At 62.3% G+C, this 25,406-nt stretch carries 22 protein-coding genes, 1 tRNA gene and 1 pseudogene; 22 read left to right on the forward strand and 2 right to left on the reverse strand.

The window, feature by feature from the left end; translation table 11 throughout:
• Positions 1 to 6 precede the first annotated feature (6 nt).
• The 18 genes from nuoF (at position 7) to NKG60_RS01760 (ending at position 19,304) form a co-directional block, all read left to right on the forward strand.
• Positions 7 to 1,311, forward strand: coding sequence for an NADH-quinone oxidoreductase subunit NuoF (gene nuoF, locus NKG60_RS01675; RefSeq protein WP_023676626.1), 1,305 nt, complete (start codon positions 7 to 9; stop codon positions 1,309 to 1,311).
• 78 nt (positions 1,312 to 1,389) lie between these two features.
• The gene (locus NKG60_RS01680) at positions 1,390 to 2,085 is read left to right on the forward strand and encodes a helix-hairpin-helix domain-containing protein (RefSeq protein WP_352865165.1); all 696 of its coding nucleotides are present in this window, start codon (positions 1,390 to 1,392) and stop codon (positions 2,083 to 2,085) included.
• Between the two features lie 74 nt (positions 2,086 to 2,159).
• Positions 2,160 to 4,241 (forward strand): NADH-quinone oxidoreductase subunit NuoG, encoded by a 2,082-nt coding sequence (gene nuoG / locus NKG60_RS01685; protein ID WP_023676624.1) that lies wholly within the window; start codon positions 2,160 to 2,162, stop codon positions 4,239 to 4,241.
• A gap of 2 nt (positions 4,242 to 4,243) precedes the next feature.
• A complete protein-coding gene (gene nuoH / locus NKG60_RS01690) occupies positions 4,244 to 5,287 on the forward strand; it encodes an NADH-quinone oxidoreductase subunit NuoH (RefSeq protein WP_292663045.1) in 1,044 nt (347 codons plus the stop codon).
• Positions 5,287 to 5,544: a hypothetical protein gene (locus tag NKG60_RS01695; protein WP_352865170.1), complete on the forward strand. Its 258-nt coding sequence runs from the start codon at positions 5,287 to 5,289 to the stop codon at positions 5,542 to 5,544. Before nuoH ends, NKG60_RS01695 begins: the two co-directional genes overlap by 1 nt.
• Positions 5,541 to 6,032 carry an NADH-quinone oxidoreductase subunit NuoI gene (gene nuoI / locus NKG60_RS01700; RefSeq protein WP_352745068.1) on the forward strand — a complete coding sequence of 164 codons (492 nt, stop codon included), beginning with the start codon at positions 5,541 to 5,543 and terminating at the stop codon, positions 6,030 to 6,032. The genes NKG60_RS01695 and nuoI overlap by 4 nt, the downstream gene beginning before the upstream one ends.
• Positions 6,033 to 6,151: 119 nt before the next feature.
• Positions 6,152 to 6,772 (forward strand): NADH-quinone oxidoreductase subunit J, encoded by a 621-nt coding sequence (locus NKG60_RS01705; protein ID WP_352669982.1) that lies wholly within the window; start codon positions 6,152 to 6,154, stop codon positions 6,770 to 6,772.
• A 1-nt stretch (position 6,773) separates the two neighbouring features.
• The gene (nuoK, locus tag NKG60_RS01710; protein ID WP_023676620.1) at positions 6,774 to 7,082 is read left to right on the forward strand and encodes an NADH-quinone oxidoreductase subunit NuoK; all 309 of its coding nucleotides are present in this window, start codon (positions 6,774 to 6,776) and stop codon (positions 7,080 to 7,082) included.
• Between the two features lie 10 nt (positions 7,083 to 7,092).
• Entirely contained in the window at positions 7,093 to 9,066 is a 1,974-nt protein-coding gene (gene nuoL / locus NKG60_RS01715) for an NADH-quinone oxidoreductase subunit L (protein WP_352973917.1), read from the forward strand.
• The gene (locus NKG60_RS01720; protein ID WP_352973919.1) at positions 9,066 to 10,571 is read left to right on the forward strand and encodes an NADH-quinone oxidoreductase subunit M; all 1,506 of its coding nucleotides are present in this window, start codon (positions 9,066 to 9,068) and stop codon (positions 10,569 to 10,571) included. The genes nuoL and NKG60_RS01720 overlap by 1 nt, the downstream gene beginning before the upstream one ends.
• 18 nt (positions 10,572 to 10,589) lie before the next feature.
• Positions 10,590 to 12,026, forward strand: coding sequence for an NADH-quinone oxidoreductase subunit NuoN (gene nuoN / locus NKG60_RS01725; protein WP_352669989.1), 1,437 nt, complete (start codon positions 10,590 to 10,592; stop codon positions 12,024 to 12,026).
• Between the two features lie 4 nt (positions 12,027 to 12,030).
• Complete coding sequence (locus tag NKG60_RS01730; RefSeq protein ID WP_352669992.1) at positions 12,031 to 12,852, forward strand: biotin--[acetyl-CoA-carboxylase] ligase; 822 nt, start codon at positions 12,031 to 12,033, stop codon at positions 12,850 to 12,852.
• Between the two features lie 102 nt (positions 12,853 to 12,954).
• Positions 12,955 to 14,625, forward strand: a complete 1,671-nt coding sequence (locus tag NKG60_RS01735) for a ribonuclease J (RefSeq protein WP_352669995.1) — start codon at positions 12,955 to 12,957, stop codon at positions 14,623 to 14,625.
• A 141-nt stretch (positions 14,626 to 14,766) separates the two neighbouring features.
• Positions 14,767 to 15,171 carry a methylmalonyl-CoA epimerase gene (gene mce / locus NKG60_RS01740; RefSeq protein ID WP_352669998.1) on the forward strand — a complete coding sequence of 135 codons (405 nt, stop codon included), beginning with the start codon at positions 14,767 to 14,769 and terminating at the stop codon, positions 15,169 to 15,171.
• Positions 15,168 to 15,452, forward strand: a complete 285-nt coding sequence (locus NKG60_RS01745; RefSeq protein WP_292663027.1) for a DUF1467 family protein — start codon at positions 15,168 to 15,170, stop codon at positions 15,450 to 15,452. Before mce ends, NKG60_RS01745 begins: the two co-directional genes overlap by 4 nt.
• Before the next feature lie 560 nt (positions 15,453 to 16,012).
• Complete coding sequence (gene proS / locus NKG60_RS01750) at positions 16,013 to 17,341, forward strand: proline--tRNA ligase (RefSeq protein ID WP_352670001.1); 1,329 nt, start codon at positions 16,013 to 16,015, stop codon at positions 17,339 to 17,341.
• Complete coding sequence (locus tag NKG60_RS01755; RefSeq protein ID WP_352670004.1) at positions 17,338 to 18,624, forward strand: lipoprotein-releasing ABC transporter permease subunit; 1,287 nt, start codon at positions 17,338 to 17,340, stop codon at positions 18,622 to 18,624. The genes proS and NKG60_RS01755 overlap by 4 nt, the downstream gene beginning before the upstream one ends.
• Positions 18,621 to 19,304, forward strand: coding sequence for an ABC transporter ATP-binding protein (locus tag NKG60_RS01760; protein ID WP_254818120.1), 684 nt, complete (start codon positions 18,621 to 18,623; stop codon positions 19,302 to 19,304). Before NKG60_RS01755 ends, NKG60_RS01760 begins: the two co-directional genes overlap by 4 nt.
• A gap of 393 nt (positions 19,305 to 19,697) precedes the next feature.
• Here the strand turns inward: NKG60_RS01760 and lipB are convergent, their stop codons facing one another.
• Entirely contained in the window at positions 19,698 to 20,441 is a 744-nt protein-coding gene (gene lipB, locus NKG60_RS01765) for a lipoyl(octanoyl) transferase LipB (RefSeq protein WP_352670007.1), read from the reverse strand.
• 176 nt (positions 20,442 to 20,617) lie between these two features.
• Between lipB and NKG60_RS01770 the strand changes: the two genes are divergently transcribed.
• Positions 20,618 to 20,702: transfer RNA gene (locus NKG60_RS01770), tRNA-Leu, on the forward strand.
• A 138-nt stretch (positions 20,703 to 20,840) separates the two neighbouring features.
• On the forward strand, positions 20,841 to 22,223 hold the full coding sequence (locus tag NKG60_RS01775) for a DUF6538 domain-containing protein (RefSeq protein ID WP_352711724.1): 1,383 nt from the start codon (positions 20,841 to 20,843) through the stop codon (positions 22,221 to 22,223).
• 535 nt (positions 22,224 to 22,758) lie between these two features.
• Here NKG60_RS01775 and NKG60_RS01780 read toward each other — a convergent pair.
• On the reverse strand, positions 22,759 to 22,956 hold the full coding sequence (locus tag NKG60_RS01780; RefSeq protein WP_352711723.1) for a hypothetical protein: 198 nt from the start codon (positions 22,954 to 22,956) through the stop codon (positions 22,759 to 22,761).
• Between the two features lie 54 nt (positions 22,957 to 23,010).
• Here NKG60_RS01780 and NKG60_RS01785 point away from each other — a divergent pair.
• Positions 23,011 to 24,192 (forward strand): annotated as a pseudogene (locus NKG60_RS01785) (IS3 family transposase).
• Positions 24,193 to 24,848: 656 nt separating this feature from the next.
• A complete protein-coding gene (locus NKG60_RS01790) occupies positions 24,849 to 25,076 on the forward strand; it encodes a DUF768 domain-containing protein (RefSeq protein ID WP_352711721.1) in 228 nt (75 codons plus the stop codon).
• Positions 25,077 to 25,406: the final 330 nt, after the last annotated feature.

A 25,406-nucleotide genomic window follows, 5' to 3' on the forward strand; every position in this document is an offset into this window, starting at 1 on the left:
CGAGCAATGCTTCAGGACAGAGACCGCATCTTCAACAACATCTACGGCCGCTTCGACAAGTCGCTGGCGGGCGCCATGGCGCGCGGCGCCTGGGACAACACGCCCGGCATCGTTGCCAAGGGGCGCGAGTGGATCGTCAACGAGATGAAGGCTTCGGGCCTGCGCGGCCGCGGCGGCGCCGGTTTCCCGACCGGGCTGAAATGGTCGTTCATGCCCAAGCAAAGCGACGGCCGGCCGAGCTATCTCGTCGTCAACGCCGACGAATCCGAGCCCGGCACCTGCAAGGACCGCGACATACTGCGCCACGACCCGCACACGCTGGTCGAAGGCTGCCTGCTTGCCGGCTTCGCCATGGGCGCGGTCGCCGCCTACATCTATGTGCGCGGCGAGTTCATCCGCGAGCGCGAGGCACTGCAACGCGCCATCGACGAGGCCTATGCGGCCAAGCTGATCGGCAAGAACAACACGTCCGGCTATGATTTCGATATCTACATGCACCACGGCGCCGGCGCCTATATCTGCGGCGAGGAAACGGCGCTGCTCGAAAGCCTCGAGGGCAAGAAGGGCCAGCCGCGGCTGAAGCCGCCATTTCCGGCCAATGTCGGCCTCTATGGCTGCCCGACGACAGTCAATAATGTCGAGTCGATCGCGGTCGCGCCGACCATCCTGCGCCGCGGTGCCGCCTGGTTCTCGTCCTTCGGCCGGCCCAACAATGTCGGCACCAAGCTGTTCTGCATCTCCGGCCACGTCAACAATCCGTGCACCGTCGAAGAGGCGATGTCGATCCCGTTCCGCGAACTGATCGAGACGCATTGCGGCGGCATTCGCGGCGGCTGGGACAATCTGCTGGCGGTCATTCCCGGCGGCGCCTCGGTGCCGCTGGTGCCGGCCGAGCAGATCATCGACGCGCCGATGGATTTCGATGCGCTGCGCGACCTGAAATCGGGCCTCGGCACGGCAGCTGTCATCGTCATGGACAAATCCACCGATATCGTGAAAGCGATCGCGCGGCTGTCCTATTTCTACAAGCACGAAAGCTGCGGCCAGTGCACGCCCTGCCGTGAGGGCACCGGCTGGATGTGGCGGGTGATGGAACGGCTGGTGCGCGGCGAGGCGCAGAAGCGCGAGATCGACATGCTGCTCGACGTGACCAAGCAGGTCGAGGGCCACACGATCTGTGCGCTGGGCGATGCCGCGGCATGGCCGATCCAGGGCCTGATGCGGCATTTCCGCGGCGAGGTGGAGCGGCGCATCGACGAGTTTTCGCGCAACGCACACCGCGCCGAACCGGTGCTGGCTGCGGCGGAATAGAAGAATTCAAAAATGCGGGCGAATGTCCGAAACGAGGAAACGAGCGCGGGGCAGACGGAAACGACCAGGAGACCACCTATGTCGCTGTTTTCGACACCCGACGATTTTACGCCCGAAATGGACCCGTTGTTGAAGATGAACCAGGATCTGACCAGGATGATGCCCAAGGAGATGGCCAATGCCGTCAATCTCCTGGCGCATCCTGTCGCGGGCGCGGCGGCGATGACGGCACTCGGCATCGGCCTCGCCAACCACGCCTTTGGTATCTGGATGGGCGTGCTTTCAGGCGCGGCCGAGACCTCGCAGCGGCTTTGGCAGCCGGTTGCCGAGGATTCCGAGGCCCGAACTGACCGCTTTTCTGCGACCGGCAAAAGCTCCTCGACAAAGGCGCGCGCAGCCACCAAAACCCTGATTGCCGAGGCGCAGTCCTTCGCCAACGACGTGACCGACATTGCGACGAGCAGTGCGGCGCGGAGCCTAGCGAATGCGAGCACCGTTGCAGCGGATGCGTCGGCCGGGCTGATGCCGGAGGATTTCAAGCAGCCCAAGCCGATGGACCGGCCAACCGAGCCGGCCGACCTCAAGGCGATATCGGGCATCGGGCCGAAACTGGAAAAGGTGCTGAACGGCCTTGGCATCTGGACATACGCCCAGATTGCCGCGTGGACGCCGCAAGAGATCGCCTGGGTCGAAGATTACCTGTCGTTGAAGGGCCGCATCGGCCGTGACGGCTGGATCGGTCAGGCGGCCGCGTTGGCCGGGGCCAAAAAGTGAATTCAATGTCGTGCGCGGTCTCGGCTGCGCCCGGAAGGAAAGATTGCGGAACGTCCGCAGGGGTTTGAGGCGAAATGGCAAAGCTCAAGGTCGACGGGAAAGAGATCACTGTACCCGACCATTACACGCTGCTGCAGGCGGCCGAGGACGCCGGCGCGGAAGTGCCGCGCTTCTGCTTCCACGAGCGGCTGTCGATCGCCGGCAATTGCCGCATGTGCCTGATCGAGGTCAAGGGCGGGCCGCCCAAACCGCAGGCGTCCTGCGCCATGGGCGTGCGCGACCTGCGCCCGGGCCCGAACGGCGAGCCGCCGGAAATCTTCACCAACACGCCGATGGTCAAGAAGGCCAGGGAAGGCGTGATGGAATTCCTTCTGATCAACCATCCGCTGGATTGCCCGATCTGCGACCAGGGCGGCGAGTGCGACCTGCAGGACCAGGCGATGGCGTTCGGCGTCGATTCCTCGCGCTACCACGAGAACAAGCGGGCGGTCGAAGACAAGTATATCGGGCCGCTGGTCAAGACGATCATGAACCGCTGCATCCATTGCACGCGCTGCGTCCGCTTTACCACCGAGATTGCCGGCATATCGGAGCTTGGTCTGATCGGCCGCGGCGAGGATGCCGAGATCACCACCTATCTCGAAAGCGCGATGACTTCGGAGCTGCAGGGCAATGTCATCGACCTTTGCCCGGTCGGCGCGCTGACCTCCAAACCCTATGCGTTCCAGGCACGGCCTTGGGAACTGACCAAGACAGAATCCATCGACGTGATGGACGCCGTCGGCTCGGCGATCCGCGTCGATAGCCGGGGCCGCGAAGTGATGCGCATCCTGCCGCGTACCAACGAGGCGGTGAACGAGGAATGGATTTCCGACAAGACCCGCTTCATCTGGGACGGCTTGCGCACGCAGCGCCTCGACCGCCCCTATGTGCGCAAGGACGGCAGACTGGCCCCGGCAAGCTGGGCGGAGGCTTTTGCCGCGATCAAGGAAGCGGTGTCGAATGCCGCACCCGAAAAGATCGGTGCCATTGCCGGCGATCTTGCCGCCGTCGAGGAGATCTACGCGCTGAAGCTTCTGATGGCTTCGCTCGGCTCGAAGAACACCGACTGCCGCCAGGACGGTGCCGCACTCGATCCGTCGCTCGGCCGGGCGAGTTATGTGTTCAACCCGACCATCGAAGGCATCGAACAGGCCGATGCGGTGCTGATCATCGGCGCCAATCCGCGCTTCGAGGCGTCCTTGCTCAACGCTCGCATCCGCAAGCGCTGGCGGGCCGGCAATCTGCCGGTCGGCGTTATCGGCGATGTCGGCGATACGCGCTATGATTACGAGCAGCTCGGCGCCGGGCCGGAATCGCTGAAGGATCTGGCCGACGGCAACGGCAAATTCTTCCAGCTGCTGAAGAAGGCGACGCATCCGCTGATCATCGTCGGACAGGGTGCGCTGGCGCGTCCGGACGGCGCGGCCGTGCTTGGCCAGGCGGCGAAGCTCGCCGTCGCCGTCAATGCCGCAAGGGCCGACTGGAACGGTTTTGCCGTGCTGCACACCGCGGCGGCGCGCGTCGGCGGCCTCGATGTCGGCTTCGTGCCGGGCGAGGGCGGCAGGAACGTCGCCGGCATGCTGGGCGAGACCGACGTGCTGTTCCTGCTCGGCGCCGACGAGATCGACATGGCCAAGACCGGCGGCGCTTTCGTCGTCTATATCGGCACGCATGGCGACAAGGGCGCGCATCGCGCCAACGTCATCCTGCCGGGAGCAGCGTATACCGAGAAGTCGGGCACCTTCGTCAACACCGAGGGCCGCGTACAGCAGACCAACCGGGCGGGCTTCGCGCCCGGCGAAGCACGCGAGGACTGGGCTATTCTCAGAGCTCTGTCGGATGTGCTCGGCAAGAAGCTGCCGTTCGATTCGCTGCCGCAGCTGCGCGCTAAGCTCTATGCGGAATACCCGCATCTTGCCCGCATCGACCATGTCGCGGCCGGCGATCCGGCCGACATCGCCAGGGTGGCCAAGCTCGGCGGGCGGCTGAACAAGGGCACCTTCACCTCGCCGGTCAAGGATTTCTACCTGACCAACCCGATCGCGCGGGCTTCCGCGGTGATGGCCGAGTGCTCGGCTTTGGCGAAGAACGGCTTCAGGCAGGCGGCGGAGTAGACATGGACACCTTCTTCTCCTTCTACGTGCTGCCGGCGCTGCTGATCCTTTTGAAGTCGGTCGTGCTGATCGTCGTTCTGTTGATCTTCGTCGCCTATGTGCTTTACGCCGACCGCAAGATCTGGGCGGCGGTGCAATTGCGCCGAGGCCCGAATGTCGTTGGCCCGTGGGGCACGCTGCAGGCCTTCGCCGATCTGCTGAAATTCGTCTTCAAGGAGCCGGTGATCCCGTCCGGCGCCAACAAGGGCGTTTTCCTGCTGGCGCCCTTGGTGTCGGCGGTGCTTGCGATCTCTGCCTGGGCGGTGATCCCGGTCAATGAGGGCTGGGCGATCGCCAACGTCAATGTCGGCATCCTCTATGTCTTCGCCATCTCCTCGCTCGAGGTCTATGGCGTGATCATGGGCGGCTGGGCGTCCAATTCGAAATACCCGTTCCTTGGCGCGCTGCGCTCGGCGGCGCAGATGGTGTCCTACGAGGTCTCCATCGGTTTCGTCATAGTCACCGTGCTACTTTGCGTCGGCTCGCTCAACCTGTCCGACATCGTCTTGTCGCAACAGGACGGGTTGGGCACCCGGCTCGGCCTGCCCAACACCTTCCTCGACTGGCATTGGCTGTCGCTGTTCCCGATGTTCATCGTCTTCTTCATCTCGGCGCTGGCGGAAACCAACCGTCCGCCCTTCGACCTCGTGGAAGCCGAATCGGAACTCGTCGCCGGCCATATGGTCGAATATTCCTCGACGCCGTTCCTGTTGTTCTTCCTCGGCGAATATGTCGCCGTCGTCCTGATGTGCGCGCTGGCCACCATCCTGTTCCTTGGCGGCTGGCTGCCGCCCTTCAACTTCGCGCCGTTCACCTGGGTGCCGGGGCTGATCTGGTTCGTGCTCAAGGTCTGCCTGGTGTTCTTCATGTTCTCGATGGTGAAGGCGTTCGTGCCACGCTACCGCTACGACCAGCTGATGCGGCTCGGCTGGAAGGTCTTCCTGCCGATCTCGCTGTTCATGGTGGTCGCCACCGCCGCATTCCTAAAGATCACGGGGTTTGCGTGATGGGCAATCTGACCGTTGGTTTTCTGGGTGCAGTTGTCGGCGTGCTCGTTGCGGTCTTTGGCAACATTGTTGTGCTGCCCTACGTCTTGCGGCAACAGGACCGAAGGTTGGCAGCAAACTACCGAGTTCCGGTGTTTGGTTGGGACAAGCAGAAAATGGCGTCGCTTACGAGGCTTATGTACCGTTTCCAGATGCCTGTCCTTTTCGGATTCATTGGCGCAATCGCTGCAATACAGATATTTGGGGGTGCTGAATGAGTACGCTATCTCAGGCCGCCAAGTCGCTGCTTTTGCAGGATTTCGTCAGCGCTTTCTTCCTGTCGATGCGCCAGTTCTTCGCGCCGAAGGAGACGATCAACTATCCGCATGAGAAGGGGCCGGTCAGCCCGCGCTTTCGTGGCGAGCATGCGCTGCGCCGTTATCCGAACGGCGAGGAACGCTGCATCGCCTGCAAATTGTGCGAGGCGATCTGCCCGGCACAGGCCATCACCATCGAAGCCGGCCCGCGCCGCAATGACGGCACACGGCGTACCGTGCGCTACGACATCGACATGGTGAAATGCATTTATTGCGGCTTCTGCCAGGAAGCCTGCCCGGTCGACGCCATCGTCGAGGGGCCGAATTTCGAATTCGCGACGGAGACGCGCGAGGAGCTTTATTACGACAAGGATCGGCTTCTGGCCAATGGCGACCGCTGGGAGCGCGAACTGGCGCGCAACATCTCGCTGGATGCGCCTTACCGCTGATATTTGACGCATGGACGGGGCGAGGGCCCTCGTTTAAGGAACACGCAACTTGCCAACCGGAGGCGGTGGCAAAAAACAGGACGAACGTCCTGTTCTGACAGGAAACCCCGGGGGAACCCATGCTGAGTGGACTAGAGGCGGCCTTTTTCTACCTCTTCGCCTTTGTCGCGGTGGCATCGGCGTTCATGGTCGTTTCGGCGCGTAATCCCGTGCATTCGGTGCTGTTCCTGATCCTGACCTTCTTCAACGCCGCCGGCCTGTTCATGCTGACCGGCGCCGAGTTCCTGGCGATGATCCTGCTCGTCGTCTATGTCGGCGCGGTCATGGTGCTGTTCCTGTTCGTCGTAATGATGCTCGACGTCGATTTCGCTGAAATGAAGGAAGGCGCCCTGCAATATGCGCCGATCGGCGCGCTGGTCGGGCTGATCCTGGCGGCGGAGCTGATCGTCGTGCTCGGCGGCTATACATTCGCGCCGAAACTGGCGGCGACGGTCGCCAAGCCCATTCCGGACCTGGCCGCGCGCTCCAACACGGCAGCGCTCGGCGACATCCTCTATACGGATTACCTCTACTACTTCCAGATTGCGGGGCTGGTGCTGCTGGTCGCGATGATTGGCGCCATCGTGCTGACGCTGCGCCACAAGCCGGGCGTCAAGCGGCAGTCGATCGCCGCCCAGGTCGGCCGCACGGCGGCAACCGGGGTGGAAATCCGCAAGGTCAAGACGGGCGAAGGAGTCTGAGATGGTCGTCGGCATCGCGCACTACCTGACCGTATCGGCGATCCTGTTCACGCTCGGCGTGTTCGGCATCTTCCTGAACCGCAGGAACGTCATCGTCATCCTGATGTCGATCGAGCTGATCCTGCTTGCGGTCAACATCAATTTCGTCGCCTTTTCGGCGGCGCTCGGCGATCTGGTCGGCCAGGTGTTCGCATTGTTCGTGCTGACGGTGGCCGCGGCCGAAGCGGCGATCGGCCTTGCCATTCTCGTCGTCTTCTTCCGCAACCGCGGCTCGATCGCGGTCGAAGACGTGAACATGATGAAGGGTTGACGGAACCACCATGTATCAGGCCATCGTCTTCCTTCCGCTGCTCGGCTTTCTGATCGTCGGCCTGTTCGGCACCTCGCTCGGTGCCAAGGCTTCCGAATACATCACATCCGGCTTCCTGGTGATCGCGGCTGTGCTGTCGTGGGTCGCCTTGTTCTCCGTCGGCTTCGGCGGCGGCGAAGTGTTCACCGTGCCGGTGATGCGGTGGATCCAGTCGGGCGGCCTCGAAGCGTCGTGGGCGCTGCGGATCGATACGCTGACGGTGGTGATGCTGGTCGTCGTCAATACGGTGTCGGCGCTGGTCCATATCTACTCGATCGGCTACATGCATCACGACCCGGACCGGCCGCGCTTCTTCGCCTATCTGTCGCTGTTTACCTTCGCCATGCTGATGCTGGCGACGGCCGACAACCTCGTGCAGATGTTCTTCGGCTGGGAAGGCGTCGGCCTTGCCTCCTATCTGCTGATCGGCTTCTGGTACAAGAAGCCGTCGGCCAATGCGGCTGCGATCAAGGCCTTCATCGTTAACCGCGTCGGCGATTTCGGCTTTGCGCTCGGCATATTCGGCGTGTTCGTGCTTTTCGGCTCGGTCAATCTCGGCACCATCTTCGCCAATGCGGCGACGTTCATTCCGGCGGAAGGCGCGCCGCAAGGTGCGGCCGTGCTGACCTTCCTCGGCTATGCACTCGATAAGCAGGCTGCGATGACGGTCGTCTGCCTGCTCCTGTTCATGGGCGCGATGGGCAAGTCGGCGCAGGTGCCGCTGCACACCTGGCTGCCGGATGCCATGGAAGGCCCGACGCCGGTCTCGGCACTGATCCATGCCGCGACCATGGTCACGGCAGGGGTGTTCATGCTGGCGCGGCTGTCGCCGCTGTTCGAGCTGTCGCATTCGGCACTGACGGTGGTCACTTTCATCGGCGCCTTCACCGCCTTCTTCGCGGCGACCGTCGGTCTCGTCCAGAACGACATCAAGCGCGTCATCGCCTATTCGACCTGTTCGCAGCTCGGCTACATGTTCGTGGCACTCGGCGTCGGCGCCTATGGGGCGGCGATTTTCCATCTGTTCACCCACGCCTTCTTCAAGGCGCTGCTGTTCCTCGGCTCGGGCTCGGTCATCCACGCCGTCTCCGACGAGCAGGACATGCGCAAGATGGGCGGCCTGAGGACGCTCATCCCGACGACCTACTGGATGATGGTGATCGGCACGCTGGCGCTGACCGGTGTCGGCATCCCGGTCACGATCATCGGCACGGCGGGCTTCTTTTCCAAGGACGCCATCATCGAAGCGGCCTTCGCCGGCCACAACGCGGTCGCCGCGTTTGCCTTTATATTGCTGGTGATCGCGGCCTGCTTCACCTCCTTCTATTCCTGGCGGCTGATCTTCATGACCTTCCATGGCGAGCCGCGGGCCAGCCACGAGGTCATGCACCATGTCCATGAATCGCCGCCGGTCATGCTGGTGCCGCTGTTCATCCTGGCGGCGGGCGCGCTGTTCGCCGGCGTGATCTTCCACGGCGCCTTCATCGGCGAGGGCTATGCCGAATTCTGGAAGGCGTCGCTGTTCACGCTGCCGGACAACCACATCCTGCACGAAATCCACGAAGTGCCGTTGTGGGTCGAGCTGTCGCCGTTCATCGCCATGCTGATCGGCTTTGCGATTGCCTGGCAGTTCTATATTCGCGCGCCGGAAATGCCTCGGAGCGTCGCCGCCAACCATCGCCTGCTCTACGCCTTCCTGCTCAACAAATGGTATTTCGACGAGCTCTACGACTTCCTGTTCGTGCGGCCGGCAAAGCGCCTCGGCAGCTTCCTGTGGAAGACCGGCGACGGCACCGTCATCGACGGGCTCGGGCCGGACGGCATTTCGGCGCGCGTCGTCGACGTCACCAACCGGGTCGTCAAGCTGCAGACCGGCTATCTCTATCACTATGCCTTCGCCATGCTGATCGGCGTTGCCGCACTCGTCACCTGGATGATGCTCTGATGACCGCCTGGCCGATCCTATCGCTGGTCACCTTCCTGCCGCTGGTTGGTGTGCTGCTCATCCTTTTCGTGCGCGACGACAGCGAGAACGCGCGCCGCAACATCCGCGCCATCGCGCTGTTCACGACTGCGTTCACGTTCGTGATTTCGCTGTTTATCTGGACCGGCTTCGACAATTCGCAGCCTGGCTTCCAGTTCGTCGAGAAGTTTGCCTGGCTGGATTCCGGCATCTCCTACCATATGGGCGTAGACGGCATCTCCATGCTGTTCGTCATCCTGACTACCTTCCTGATGCCGCTCTGCATCCTCGCCTCGTGGGAATCGATCGAGAAGCGCGTCAAGGCCTATATGATCGCCTTCCTGTTGCTCGAGACGCTGATGATCGGCGTGTTTTGCGCGCTCGACATCGTCTTGTTCTACGTCTTCTTCGAAGCCGGGCTGATCCCGATGTTCATCATCATCGGCGTGTGGGGCGGCAAGCGGCGCGTCTATGCCTCGTTCAAGTTCTTCCTCTATACGCTGGCCGGCTCGGTGCTGATGCTGCTCGCCATCATGGCGATGTTCTTCCAGTCCGGCACCACCGACATCCCGACGCTTCTGACGCACAATTTCCCGGCCAGTATGCAGACCTGGCTATGGCTTGCCTTCTTCGCGTCCTTCGCGGTGAAGATGCCGATGTGGCCGGTGCACACCTGGCTGCCGGACGCGCATGTCGAGGCGCCGACGGCCGGCTCGGTGATCCTGGCCGCCATCCTGCTCAAGATGGGCGGGTACGGCTTCCTGCGTTTTTCGCTGCCGATGTTTCCGATTGCATCCGAAATGTTCGCGCCGCTGATCTTCACGCTCTCCGTCGTCGCCATCATCTACACCTCGCTGGTGGCGCTGATGCAGGAGGACATGAAGAAGCTGATCGCCTATTCGTCGGTCGCTCACATGGGCTTCGTTACCATGGGCATCTTCGCCATGAACCAGGAAGGCGTCCAGGGTTCGATCTTCCAGATGCTGTCGCACGGCCTGGTCTCCGGCGCGCTGTTCCTCTGCGTCGGCGTCGTCTACGACCGCATGCACACGCGTGACATCGACGCCTATGGCGGGCTGGTCAACAACATGCCGAAATATGCAACCGTGTTCATGATCTTCACCATGGCCAATGTCGGCCTGCCCGGCACCAGCGGCTTCGTCGGCGAGTTCCTGACCATGCTCGGCGTGTTCCGGGTCAACACCTGGGTGGCGTTCTTCGCCGCCACCGGCGTCATCCTGTCGGCGGCCTATGCGCTCTGGCTCTACCGCAAGGTGATCTTCGGCGCGCTGACCAAGGAAAGCCTGAAAGGCCTGCTCGACCTGTCGACGCGCGAGAAGGTGATCATCTATCCGCTGGTCGCGCTGGTCATCTTCTTCGGCGTCTACCCGGCGCCGATCTTCGACGCGACGGCCGAATCGGTCAAGGCGCTCGTCACCAATGTCACCGCATCCATCGGCGCCGCGCAGACCGCGGCGGCGAACTGACTGGGGGTTTTGCGAACCATGACGCCGGACCTTCTCTCCAGCCTGTCGCTCTCGACGCCAGAGCTGATCCTCGCCATCGGCGCCTTGGCGCTGTTGATGCTCGGCGCCTATTCGCGCGCCAACACCACCGTCACGGTGAGCGGCCTTGCAGTCGCCGTGCTGGTGATCGCCGGCGCCTGGCTGATCTTGTCGCCGGGGCAGGGCAACGCCTATGGCGAAGCCTTCATCCAGGATCCATTCGCCCGCTTCATGAAGGTGCTGGCGCTGATCGGCTCGGCGGTGACGCTGGTCATGTCGGTCCGCTTTGCCCAGGCGGAGCGTTTCGACAAGTTCGAATATCCGGTGCTGATCCTGCTCTGCACGCTCGGCATGATGCTGATGATCTCGGCCAACGGCATGATCGGGCTCTATCTCGGCCTCGAGCTGCAGTCGCTGGCGATCTACGTGCTGGCGGCGATCAACCGCGACAATCTGCGTTCGACCGAGGCCGGGCTGAAATACTTCGTCCTTGGCGCGCTGTCGTCGGGCATGCTGCTTTACGGCATCTCGCTGGTCTACGGCTACACCGGCAATACCGGCTTCCAGGAGATCGCCGCGGCGTTGAGCGGCAGCGAGCGCCAGCTTGGCCTCGTCTTCGGCCTGGTCTTCGTGCTGGCCGGCCTTGCGTTCAAGATCTCGGCGGTGCCGTTCCACATGTGGACGCCCGACGTCTATGAAGGCGCGCCGACGCCGGTGACGGCTTTTCTGGCGGCGGCACCCAAAATGGCGGCGATGGCGCTGATGGTGCGCGTCACCATGGGCGCCTTCAAGCCGATCGCCGCCGACTGGCAGCAGATCATCGTCTTCATCTCGATCGCCTCGATGGCGCTCGGTGCCTTTGCGGCCATCGGCCAGACCAACATCAAACGGCTGATGGCCTATTCCTCCATCGGCCATATGGGTTATGCACTGGTCGGCCTTGCCGCCAACAGCCAGGACGGCGTGCGCGGCGTCGCCATCTACATGCTGATCTACCTGGTGATGACGCTCGGCACCTTCGCCTTCATCCTCGCCATGCGACGCAAGGAGGGCAATGTCGAGCAGATCAGCGATCTCGCCGGCCTGTCGGCGACCAATCCGATCATGGCGACGATCCTCACCATCCTGATGTTCTCGCTGGCCGGCATCCCGCCGCTCGCCGGCTTCTGGGGGAAATGGTACGTGTTCCTCGCCGCCATCAATGCCAATCTCTACGCGCTGGCGATCATCGGCGTGCTCGCCTCTGTGGTGGGCGCCTATTATTATCTGCGCATCATCAAGATCATGTGGTTCGACGAACCGGTCGGCGGCTTCGTGCCGATGGCGACCGAACTGCGCGTCGTGCTCGGTGTCTGTGGCGCCTTCGTGCTGTTCTACGTGCTGATCGGCGGCCCGATCGGAACCTACGCGGCAGCCGCGGCCAAGACCTTCTTCTAACGGAATGACGTTCAGGCTTGCTCCAACCGCGGCTTCGGAAGGGTTCCGGCTCGAGGCGCACGATACGGTCGGCTCCACCAACGCGCTGGCGCTGGAGCACGCGCGGGCCGGCGATCCGGGCAAACTCTGGGTCGTCTCAAAAAAGCAGGAGGCCGGGCGTGGCCGCCGCGGCCGCGCCTGGGCGACGCCCGAGGGCAATCTGGCCGCGACGCTGCTGGTGATTACCAACACCGAGCTTCGACTTGCCGCGACGCTCGGCTTCGTTGCCGGACTGGCGCTGGCCGACGCGCTCGACGCCGTCGTGCCGAAGGGCAGGATCGCGATCGGCCTCGATGGTGCGAGCCAAGGCAAGAACCGTTTCGAGCTGAAATGGCCGAACGATGTGCTTGCCTCGGGCGCCAAGCTCGCCGGCATCCTGCTGGAATCGGCGATGCTGGATGGCGACCGTTCGGCGGTGGCTGTCGGCATCGGCGTCAACGTGGTGGCATACCCTGAGGATTTGCCCTATCCAGCGACGTCGCTCAACGCGCTGGGGTCTGCTTGCGATGCCGAGACGCTGTTTCTGGCGCTGTCGGATGCGTGGAGCGAGAATGCGCGGCTGTGGAACGAAGGGCGTGGGCTTGCCGCCGTCAGGCGGCGGTGGCTGGCGCGTGCGGCGGGGCTTGGCGGGCAGGTTGCTGTCAGAATTGACGGTAATGTGGTGCGCGGCACCTTCGAGACCATTGACGAGGACTGCCGTTTCGTGATCCGCGACGATCAAGGTTCGGTTCTGACGATCGCTGCCGGCGACGTGCATTTCGGCGCGGTTGCCTCGGCTGGCGGTTGACTGGCCAATACGTTTGACTGGCCAGGTATTTGACCAGCTTGAATTTGACCGGCCGACAATTTTGACCGGCCCACAATTTTGACCGGCAAGGAAGGAAAGACCATGGCGATAGCGGAAAACGCCGAACTTGTCTTCGTGCCGCTCGGCGGTGTCGGCGAGATCGGCATGAACTTCGCCCTCTACGGCTATGGGCCGGCCAATGCGCGCGAATGGATCGTCGTTGACGTCGGCGTTACTTTTCCCGATGCAACCCTGCCCGGCGTCGACCTGGTACTGCCCGACATCCGCTTCATCGAGGAGAATGTCGCCAATCTGCGCGGCATCGTCATCACCCATGCGCATGAGGACCATTACGGGGCGTTGCATGACATCTGGCCGAAGCTCAAGGCGCCGGTGTGGATGACGCCGTTCAGCGCCGGCCTGCTGGAAGCCAAGCGGCAGGGCGAACCAGGGGCGCCGAAGATCCCGGTGACGATCTACCGGGCTGGCGAGAAATTCACCGTCGGCCCATTCGAGATCGAAGCCATCCCCGTCGCGCACTCCATTCCCGAACCGATGTCGCTGGCGATCACCACGCCGGCCGGCGTCGTCATCCATACCGGCGACTGGAAGATCGATCCGGCGCCGACGGTCGGGCCGATGACCGACGAGGCGCGCTTCCGCGCCTATGGCGACAAGGGCGTGCTGGCGCTGGTCTGCGATTCTACCAATGCCATGCGGGAAGGGGAATCGCCGTCCGAAGTGGCGGTGGGCGAGGGCCTCAAGAGCGTCATCCAGAACGCCAAGGGGCGGGTCGCCGTCACCAGCTTCTCCTCCAATGTCGGACGCATCGTCTCCATCGCCAGGGCAGCGCGCGATGCCGGTCGCCAGTGCCTGGTGCTTGGCCGCTCGATGAAGCGCGTCATCGATGTGGCTGATGAACTCGGCTATATGGACGGCTTGCCGGAATTCATCGCCGAGGAGGATTACGGCTTCATCCCGCGCGAAAACCTCGTCATCATCTGCACCGGCAGCCAGGGCGAGCCGCTTGCCGCACTTGCCAAGCTGTCGCGCGACGAGATGAAGTCGGTAGCGCTGACGGCCGGCGACACGGTGGTGTTTTCCTCGCGCACCATTCCCGGCAACGAGAAGGCGATCCTCGAGATCAAGAACCGCCTGATCGATCTCGGCATCAAGATCATCGAGGATGGCGATGCGCTGGTGCATGTCTCCGGCCATCCACGCCGCAGCGAATTGCGCAAGATGTATGAATGGGTGCGGCCGCAGATCGGCGTTCCCGTGCATGGCGAGGCGGCGCATCTGGTAGCGCAGGGCTCGCTGATGTCGACGTCCGGCATCGGCCAGGTGGCGCAGGTGCGCGACGGCGACATGCTCAGGCTGTATCCGGGTGCCGCCGCCATTATCGACCAGGTGCCGTTCGGCCGCATCTACAAGGACGGAAGGCTGATCGGCACCGACCAGGCGATGGGTATTCGCGACCGCCGCAAGCTGTCCTTCGCCGGACATGTCGCCGTCAATGTCGTGCTCGACGACAAATACGAGCTTGCCGGCGATCCCGATCTCGTCGCCATCGGCGTCGCCGAGGCCGACGGCAGCGGCGAGAGCCTGGAAGACCTGATGATCGATGCGGCAATCGGCGCCGTGGACTCCATCCCCCGCCAGCGCCGAAAAGACCTCGACCTGGTCCAGGAGGCGGTGCGGCGCGCGGTGCGTGGCGCGGCCAACGAAGCCTGGGGCAAGAAGCCGCTGGTGACAGTGTTCGTCACGCGGTGACGAACAAGGGAGTAGGGGAGTAAGGCAGTAGGGGAATAGGGAAGTAGCAGGTAGGAGCGCAAACAGATGCACTTCTAGATCCAGTTTTTCCCTACTCCCCTACTGCCTTACTCCCCTACTCCCCTAACCCGGGAGTACTCTATGCTCGGACGTCTCAACCATGTTGCGCTTGCCGTGCCGGATCTGGCTGCGGCTGCGGCGGTCTATCGCGATACGCTTGGCGCCCGCGTGACTGCGCCGCAGCGGCTGCCGGAGCATGGCGTTACGGTGGTGTTCGTCGACGTCGGCAACACCAGGATGGAGTTGCTCGAGCCGCTCGGCGAAGCCTCGCCGATCGCCGCATTCCTCGAGAAGAATCCGTCCGGCGGCATGCACCACGTGTGCTATGAGGTGGACGACATTGTTGCGGCGCGCGACCGTCTCAAGGCCAGCGGCGCGCGCGTGCTGGGCGACGGCAATCCGAAGACCGGCGCACATGGCAAGCCGGTATTGTTTCTGCACCCCAAGGATTTCTTCGGCACGCTGGTCGAACTGGAGCAAGCATGAGCTGGGTTTCGTTTGTCGCCCTGTTCTTCGCCACATGGTGGGTGGTGTTGTTCGCCGTCCTGCCGTTCAGCATGCGGACGCAGGACGAAGACCAGGACGTGACGCTTGGCACGGTTCCGAGTGCACCGCGCGGACCGCACATGTTGCGCGCGGCGCTACGCACGACAATCGCCACGCTGGTCCTCATGGGTATCTTCTACGGCATCACGAGAGGGCTTGGTCTCGGTATCGACGACATCCCGCACATCGTGCCGGATTTCAACCAGAGCCCAGCGCATTAGCCGGCTACCTACCGTGTCCGGCTATCCCAGCCTAGCCGACGCCCTGAAATCAAGCTGCGCCAGCAAGGTCAACCCAAAGTAAAGGCCGGGGCGGGTTTGGGCTGACGCAACGTCATGTAGTTTGGTAATCTGTCGTGCTAACCAAATGATTGCACAAAAAAAATGCAAGGCGCGAGGCCTTGCAATTTAAACGCGTCCGATCTGTTTCCGGTGTCCGGCGGCAGCGAGTTACCGCGCCTAGATCGCATCCTCCCAAGACTTTGACCGCGTAGGAGAGCAGATTTTTCTCTACCCTCTCGGTTATGGGGGCACACTAGCCTAAGGCGGGTGAAAATGTCACGAAGAATTTTGCCCGGAAACAGGCAATCTCGTGCTGCAGTGCACAATAGTACGGCAGGCGTTGCTTGCGAAACGCCCAGCAAGCCGTGTGCGGCAATTGCGGCGTCTATGCAGCGCCTGGGCCGGGTTTCCATTCCGCCATGAAATGGCTATGAAGCCGGGGCAAGCAAGCCAGCGCTGCGCCGATTCCGGCGCCGCCATCCTCTCTCACGGACCAGTCCATGCGTTTGTCGCGCTATTTCCTGCCCATTCTCAAAGAAAATCCGCGCGAGGCCGAGATCGTCTCGCATCGGCTGATGCTGCGCGCCGGCATGATCCGCCAGCAGGGGCAGGGCAGCTTTTCTTGGCTGCCGCTCGGCAAGCGGGTGCTGGACAAGGTCTGCCGGATCATTCGCGAGGAGCAGAATCGCGCCGGCGCGCTCGAAATCCTGATGCCGACCATCCAATCGGCCGAGCTGTGGCGCGAAAGCGGCCGCTATGAAGATTACGGCAAGGAGATGCTGCGTATCAAGGACCGGCAAGACCGCGATATGCTCTACGGGCCGACCAACGAGGAGATGGTCACCGAGATCTTCCGCTCCTACGTCAAGTCCTACAAGGACCTGCCGCTCAACCTCTATCACATCCAGTGGAAGTTTCGCGACGAGGTGCGCCCGCGCTTCGGCGTCATGCGTTCGCGCGAGTTCCTCATGAAGGACGCCTATTCCTTCGACCTCGATTATGAAGGCGCCAAAGCCGCCTATAACCGCATGTTCGTGTCCTATCTCAGGACATTTACCCGCATGGGGCTGCAGGCCATTCCGATGCGCGCCGACACCGGGCCGATCGGCGGCGATCTCAGCCATGAGTTCATCATTCTGGCCGACACCGGCGAGAGCCAGGTGTTTTGCCATCGCGACTATCTCTCGCTTGAGGTGCCGGGGGCGGATACCGACTTTTCGAACGACGCCGAGATCGCCGAGATCGTTAAGACGTGGACGACGCCTTATGCCGCCACCGACGAGATGCATGACGAGGCGGCATGGGAGAAGGTGCCGACCGGCGACCGGGTCTCGGCGCGCGGCATCGAGGTTGGCCATATCTTCCATTTCGGCGACAAATATTCCAAGCCGATGGGCGCCAAGGTGACCGGGCCGGACGGCAAGGATCATTTCGTCTCTGGCGGTTCCTACGGCATCGGCCCGTCCCGACTGGTCGCGGCGATCATCGAGGCCAGCCACGACGATAACGGCATCGTCTGGCCGGAAGCGGTGGCACCGTTCGATGTCGGCCTGATCAACATGAAGGCTGGCGATGCCGAATGCGACCGCGTCTGCGGCGAACTGAATGCCGCCTTTGCCGCCGCCGGCAAGGAGGTGCTCTACGACGACACCGACCAGCGGCCGGGCGGCAAGTTCGCTACCACCGACCTGATCGGGCTCCCGTGGCAGGTGATCGTCGGCCCGCGCGGCGTCGCCGCCGGCGAGGTCGAGATCAAGAACCGCAGGACCGGCGAGCGCGAGACGCTGCCGATCGGTGACGTGAAAAAGCGTTTCGGTGCCGCCGCATGAACGAAGCGGCAGCAGCCAAACCTTCGGCGGCAGGACCCTTTTCCGGCTTCGAACGCATGGTGGCGTGGCGCTATCTGCGCTCGCGCCGCAAGGAGACGGTGATCTCGGTGATCGCCTCGATCTCCTTCCTCGGCATCATGCTGGGCGTCGCCACGCTGATCGTCGTCATGGCGGTCATGAACGGCTTTCGCGCCGAACTGCTGACGCGCATCCTCGGCGTCAACGGGCACCTGATCGTGCAGCCGCTCGACATGCCGCTGGAGGACTATGCCCAGGTTGCCGGCCGCATCAACGGCCTGCCCGGCGTTAAATACGCCATTCCGCTGATCGACGGGCAGGTGCTGGCGCAAGGCAATGTCGGCGGCGGCACCGGCGCGCTGGTGCGCGGCATACGCGGCGAGGATCTCGGCAAGATCACCATCGTCGCCAACAACATCAAGGAGGGCTCGATCGTCGGCTTCGACACCGGCGAGGGCGTCGCCATCGGCAGCCGCATGGCCGAAAATCTCGGCCTTGTGCTCGGCGATACCATCACGCTGATCTCGCCCGAGGGCGACATCACGCCGCTCGGCACGACGCCGCGCATGAAGGGCTATCCGGTCACCGCGATCTTCGAGGTCGGCATGTCGGAATATGACAGCTCCATCGTCTACATGCCGTTTTCGGAAGCGCAGCTTTATTTCAACATGGACGGCAGGGCGCAGACGATCGAGATCTACGCCGACAATCCCGACAATATCGACGCACTGAAGCCGAAGGTCGAAGTGGCGGCGCAGCGGCCGATCAGCCTTGTCGATTGGCGGCAACGCAACAAGACGTTCTTCGACGCGCTGCAGGTCGAGCGCAACGTCATGTTCATGATCCTGACGCTGATCGTGCTGGTGGCGGCCCTCAACATCATTTCGGGGCTGATCATGCTGGTGAAGGACAAGGGCCACGACATCGCCATCCTGCGCACCATGGGCGCGACGCGCGGCGCGATCCTGCGCATCTTCCTGATGACAGGGGCTGCGATCGGCGTTGTCGGCACCATCGCCGGCGTGCTGCTCGGCATCGTGATCTGCCTCAACGTCGAGCGCATCCGCCAGTTCTTCTCCTGGCTGGCCAACGAGCGGCTGTTCAATCCCGAGCTCTATTTCCTAAGCCAGCTGCCGGCCCGGATGGATGCCAGCGAGACGATCTCGGTCGTTCTCATGGCGCTGGCGCTGTCGTTCCTGGCGACCCTGTTTCCGGCCTGGCGCGCGGCCAGGCTCGATCCGGTCGAAGCGCTGAGGTACGAATGATGGCCGAGGCCATTATCGAGTTGAAGAGCGTCGAGCGGCACTATGTGCAGGGGCCGCGCAAGCTGACCATCCTGAACGGCGCCGATTTTTCGCTGAAGCGTGGCGAGATGGTGGCGCTGGTGGCGCCGTCGGGCACCGGCAAGTCGACGTTGCTCCATACGGCCGGGCTGCTGGAGCGTCCGGACGCCGGCGACGTGATCCTGGCGGGGCGCGCCTGCGGCCGGCTTTCCGACGACGAGCGCACGGCGATCCGCCGCAACGATGTCGGCTTCGTCTACCAGTTCCATCATTTGTTGCCTGAATTCTCGGCGTTGGAAAACATCATGATGCCGCAGCTGATAAAAGGGCTGCCGCGCAAGGAGGCGGCCGAGCGGGCGGCGCAATTGCTCGACTATATGCAGATCGGCAAGCGGGCGCAGCATCGCCCTTCCGAGCTCTCCGGCGGCGAGCAGCAGCGGGTCGCCATTGCGCGTGCCGTCGCCAATGCGCCGCTGGTGCTTTTGGCCGACGAGCCGACCGGCAATCTCGACCCGGTGACCGCTTCCTATGTGTTCGAGGCGCTGGCAGCGCTGGTCCGGCAATCGGGCCTGGCGGCGCTGATCGCCACCCACAATCACGAGCTTGCCTCGCGCATGGACCGCCGCGTGACGCTGGCCGACGGCAAGGTCGTGCCACTTTAGGTGTGGGCTGCAATTGAGGTGATGACGGCCTGCGAGGCGGCGTGCGCCGTCCCGCCGCATTCCACGGGCGCTGTCGGCCCCGAAAGGGTCGGCAATCTCCCTCTCAACCCTTTCTTAACCCTGCCGAAAATGACCGATCCCAATTCCGGCCATGCCGGGATTGGGCTCGTTGACATTCGAACAAAATTAGAACAAAATACGAACATACTAACAACAGGAGAGAGTTATGACCGATCTTGTTCAGGATGTCGTCTCGTTGGTGTGCATGAGCACGTTCCTCATTTCCATGGCAATCTGGATCGGTGCGATGTGAGGATTGAGCTCAAGGATGTGGCTCGACGCTGATGAGCGAGGGCCGCCTTCGCACCTCGGCGCAGGCGTTCGACGAGTGTTTCAGCCGGCCCTGCGGGACAATTCGACGGGCGATACCGCGGCGGGCCCGAACACGTCCTCGAAGGCGGATTTCAGCGCCAGGTCGAGGTCGGCCATGGTCACGGGAAGGCCGAGATCGACAAGGCTGGTGACGCCGTGATCCTGGACGCCGCACGGCACGATGCCGCTGAAATGGCTGAGGTCCGGCTCGACATTGATGGCGATGCCGTGAAAGCTCACCCAGCGCCTCAGCCTGATGCCGATGGCGGCGATCTTGTCCTCGGCCGCCGAGCCATCGGGCAAAGTAGGGCGATCCGGCCGCACCACCCAGACGCCGACGCGATCCTCGCGGCGTTCGCCACGCACGTTGAAGGCGGCGAGCGTGCCGATGATCCATTGTTCGAGTGCGGCGACGAAGGCGCGGACATCCTCGCGCCGCCGCTTCAGGTCGAGCATCACATAGGCGACGCGCTGGCCCGGCCCATGATAGGTGTATTCGCCGCCGCGCCCGGCGGCAAAGACCGGGAAACGCTCCGGCTCGATCAGGTCCTCGCTGCGAGCGCTGGTGCCGGCCGTGTAGAGCGGCGGGTGCTCGACCAGCCAGACCATCTCGACGGCGGTGCCGCTGCGGATGGCCTCGGCGCGCGCCTCCATCACGGCGAGCGCATCGGGGTAGGCGGTGAGGCCTGGTTCGATGCGCCATTCGACCGGTGCCGAGCCGGGGGAGGGCAGGAACGACGTGGCGATCTGGCTGCGTTCTGTCATGATATCTCGTCTCGCCACTCATATGGCGGCAATCGGTACAAACGTCCAGTTCCGGGCACGCTCGGCCCTTGAAGAGTTATGCCGATGTTCGGCCGATTATTGCTGGCCGCGCACTTGTTTCACCGGAAACGATTTGCTACACGCCGCGGGCCGGTTGGTTCCGGCTCCTACCACGTGCGGTCGTGGCGGAATTGGTAGACGCGCAGCGTTGAGGTCGCTGTGGGGCAACCCGTGGAAGTTCGAGTCTTCTCGACCGCACCATTAGACTTGTGAGCTGACTCTCCTAACTCATTGAAATATCATTCCGACAAATCCCCCGTTCTCGGGGGGAACTTGGAATTCTTGCTGTAATGCGATACAGTCTGCGATACAAAAAGAGATACATCGCGAGATTGGCCCATGCGAAAAGAGGCCGTCGCAGAGCCCGCCAGGGACCCGGATCGCTACCTCATCCAGCGCGACGGGATTTTCTATTACCATCGGCGAGTGCCTGCCAAGCTGGCCGGCATCGACGATCGAGGCAGCTTCATTCGCAAGTCTTTGGGAACGGACGAGCGTCGCCTGGCACGTGCAATGCGCGACAGGCTTGAAGACGCGGATAAGACCCTGTGGGCCGTGCTTCTTTGCGGCGGCGAGACAAGATCAGCACTTGATCAGTATCGCTACGCGGTCCGCCGAGCTGAAGCCATGGGGGTCTCCTATCTTTCAAACGGACAAGTGGCAGGCTTTCAGAATGTTGATGCGATCTTGAAGCGTGTCGAAGCGCTGGAGCGCGTTCAAGCGGCCCCCGCCGTGGCCGACGCTCTCCTTGGCGGTGTGCCGGTGCCGCCGGTCAAAATCTCAGACGCTTTTGATCTCTATGCCGATGAGATCATGGCACATGAAATTGCAGGCAAGAGCCAGTCTCAGCGCCGAATGTGGAGGAAAGTAAAGCAGAGGGCCGTCAGCAATTTTGTCGCCCTGGTCGGCGACAAGCCCATCGGTGAAATCACGCGCGAGGATGGACTGGCTTTCTACCGATTTTGGCTCAAGCGCGTTGCGCCGTCGCCTGATGTCGGACCCGCAACACATTCCGCCTCGGCCGGCAATCGAGATCTCGGCAACATGCGGGATCTCTACAGGCGCTATTTCGCACATCTGGGCGAGGAACAAAAAGGCACCCCATTTGATGACCTCCGCTTTTCGGAGCGTGGCAAGCGCCGTCGTAAACGCCCGTCATTCGAACCCAAATGGATATCCGATCAGATCATGAGGCCAGGCGCTTTAGCATCCCTGGATGCTCAAGCGCGCCGATGCGTTTTGGCGCTGATCGAGACAGGCGCACGGCCAAGCGAGATATGCAATCTCGACGAGACCGTGATCTTCCTTGACACACCGGTTCCCTACATTCGCATCACCCCACGGGAGGACGCCGATGATCCGCGCGAAATCAAGACCGAATGGTCCGTGCGAGATGTGCCGCTGGTAGGCGTCGCCTTGGAAGTTTTTAAGAGAAGTCCACAGGGATTTCCGCGCTACCGCAATCGTGAAGAGGCACTTTCAGCAAACCTGAATAAGTATTTCAAAACCCACAAACTGTTCCCGACTCTGAAGCACAAGATTTACTCGCTCCGGCACAGTTTCGAGGATCGTATGAAAGAGGCAGGCCTCGACAGTGAGCTTCGCAAAATCTTGATGGGCCATACGATCGAGCGGGTAGAGTATGGTTCGGGCGGATCACTGCAATGGCGACGCGACGAGCTCAAAAAAATTGCTTTGCCTTTCGATCCCGAGATCGTTTGAGCCGTTCCTGGACGCGCAGCATTGCGCCCGTCTCTGCCATCAGTTTCTTCCTTTCGCTTTCAAGACGCTCGTAAATTGGGAGATACGCTTGTCCTTTTTTGCCAGCCTTGTGAATAGCAAGCGCCAGTGTATCCAGAGCGCGGTCAATTCGCTCTAACGTCACAGACTCAGGAACCGTGCTGACCCGTGGCAGAGCACAATTCATCCGCGGTTCCCATCTCCGTTTTCGGCTCGGTGATGACACAGAGGAGATAATGGCAGCAGGAGCAGGTGAGAAAAGCGGTTTGGCTCTGGCATAGTGCGGCGGCGCGCTTCGGCGTAGAAATCGGAAAACGGGCCTGCGGCGGCAGCTCTGAAATCGATCGGCGTTAGGCCTTCATCCGCCGGAGATCGGAATCCGCAACCCACCATCTATGGCACGCGACTGCAGATCAGTCGCGGTACGGCACCTCTCGCCGGGGGTGGCGGTCCCGCGTCTCGCCTGTGGCGCCGCTATGCTGACGCTCCTTCGGCACCCGGTTAACCGGTCTCGAGGTCACGAACTGGCTACGTCGACGAAATGAATCCTCCTTAGACCAATGGACATTTCATCGACTGCGCTTTGTACGCCCTTTTTATTGACGAGGCGTTCTTTTGCTACTGTGGGCAAGCGGCCTGACAACAAATCGAAATCGAGTCCCACGAACTCGAAATTGGGAGTCATGACGATGGTTGATGGGGCATGACCTGCCACTGAGTTTTTCCTCCATCTGAGATTAGAGTCCGGCCTCGATTGAAGGACGGACTGATGAAGAGAAAGCGGTTTACGGAAGAGCAGATCATCGCGGTTCTGCGTGAGCACGAAGCGGGGGCGAAGGCGGGCGACCTGGCGCGCAAGCATGGGATCTCCGAGGCGACGCTGTATAACTGGAAGGCGAAGTATGGCGGGATGGACGTCTCCGATGCCAAACGGCTGAAAGCTTTGGAAGACGAGAACGCGAAGCTGAAGAAGCTGCTCGCCGACCAGATGCTGGAAACGTCGGCACTGCGCGAGCTTCTGTCAAAAAAATGGTAGGGCCGGCCGCCAAGCGCGAAGCCGTCGCGCATCTGCAGGCCTCGTGGGCCTGTCGGAGCGGCGGGCCTGTTCCTTTGTGGGCGCTGATCGCAAGATGATCCGGTATCGTTCTTGTCGCCCACCTGAGGCGGCACTGCGCGGCCGGCTACGCGATCTGGCCAACGAGCGCCGGCGCTTCGGCTATCGGCGGCTGTTCATTCTGCTCAGGCGCGAAGGCGAGGCATCGGGTATCAACCGCATCTACCGGCTATACCGCGAAGAAGGACTGGCCGTGCGCAAGCGACGCTCCAGGCGCCGAGCGGTAGGAACGCGGGCTCCGATCCTGGTCCAGGGGAAGCCGAACGCGCGCTGGTCGCTGGATTTCGTCCATGACCAGTTCGGCTGCGGCCGGCGCTTCCGCGTCCTCAACATCGTCGACGACGTGAACGCGCGAATGGCTGCGATCCCGGACACCTCGAACTCCGGCCGCCGGGTGGCGCGTGAACTGACGGAACTGATCGCCCGGCGCGGCAAGCCGGGCATGATCGTCTCTGACCACGGCACCGAGTTCACCTCGAACGCGATCCTCGCCTGGTCGAAGGATCATCAGGTGGAATGGCACTTCATCGCGCCGGGCAAGCCGATGCAGAACGGCGTCTGCGAAAGCTTCAACGGGCGGATGCGGGACGAGTTGCTGAACGAAACCCTGTTCCTCGGCCTCGACCATGCCCGAACAACCATCGCCGAATGGGCAGACGACTACAACCGATCGCGCCCACATTCGGCGCTCGGATACCTCACGCCTGCGGCCTATGCCGCCAATCTCACCGCAACGGACGATCGGCTGCGCAACCCGACCAGTTCCGCCGATCACCCGTTGCTCAACCCGCGCCATACGGCGTAAAACCCGCCGAGGCTCTAACTGCAGGCGGATGAAAATTCAGTGGCAGGTCAGAAGCAACCCCGACCAAGAGTTCGCTCGGCGGACCGGGAACAAAGAAAAGCCGAAAGCAGCCAAGGGTAGAAGAAAAGGTCGGCGCCACGTTAACCACGTTATCGCCTTACATCGAACCTAGAGGTGGCTTTCTCGTTAGTCGTCTATGGAAGACGATCAATCTAGATTCCGTTGTCACCCCGAGCCGTCCGGCACGTGGATGGTGTGGGATGAGGTCGACAATGCCCCGGCAAGCTTAGGAGGCTGCTCACTTGTCGGTCGGACATGGCAGCGCGCCAAAGTGGCCTGCGATTTGCTGAAGCGCATTTATGACAACCGGCTGGAGGCTCGATCGCATGCGAGAAAGCCGGTGGCCGAGCCGGTGGACCGAGTCGACGACCTCATATCATCCATCCGCAAGAGCCGCAGTTTTGCAAGTTTGTCTCAAGGCGGGCGGGGAGTTCCATTGAATTCCGGGCAGTCGATCTCGCGACCCGGGTTGGGTCAAAGGGAAACATAACCGAAGACTGCCCCGGATTGCGCGGCAACTTTGCCGAGGGCGTACACCTGTCTCAGGGGCGAGGAGGACCTTTGGCACGCCTCGCTGCAGGATTTTCGGGAAGAAGGAACTTAATCCCATTCGCCAGCTTATGGCTGGATGAGCACACGCGGCATCAACTTCTTCGACAAATGGATGGCAGAGCATCTGCCTAACGCAAGGTCAAACGATCCGTTCGCCATTAGGGATCTTGCCGACCAGGCTCTCAAAGCGGCTGAGGAGAGCGGCATCAAGGCACATGAGATCGAAGAGGAGGTCGGGAACGTTTTCGACGTCATTTTCGACGCCATGCTGCATCGTGAAGGCGGCATGGTGGAAATGCCCTGAAGCGACTAGCATCCGGCCGACAGACCGGACAGTGAAATTCGGTGCGGCGACACCTTCAACAGATCGCCATGCATGCCTCAGAAACACTTGCCGACACTCTGGCCGCCCGCGAGACGGCCTATGTCAATTGCGGCCATCCGATGTGCTGCAAAATCGACGAGGCTCGATATCCGGCGCTGAGTGACAGGCTCGGCCGTGACCACGGCTCAATGCGTAACGACCTAGTCGGGCTTTTGTTTGCTCAGATTGCAGGGCTGCCGGCCGTGACCGCCGGCCGGTGTTCTTCACATGCATTCCTGACTACGAAGGCCAGCAGCGTGCGCGCAATCG

Origin of the sequence: Mesorhizobium sp. M1428 (genome assembly GCF_040317515.1) — a bacterium.
Taxonomy (GTDB): Bacteria; Pseudomonadota; Alphaproteobacteria; order Rhizobiales; family Rhizobiaceae; genus Mesorhizobium.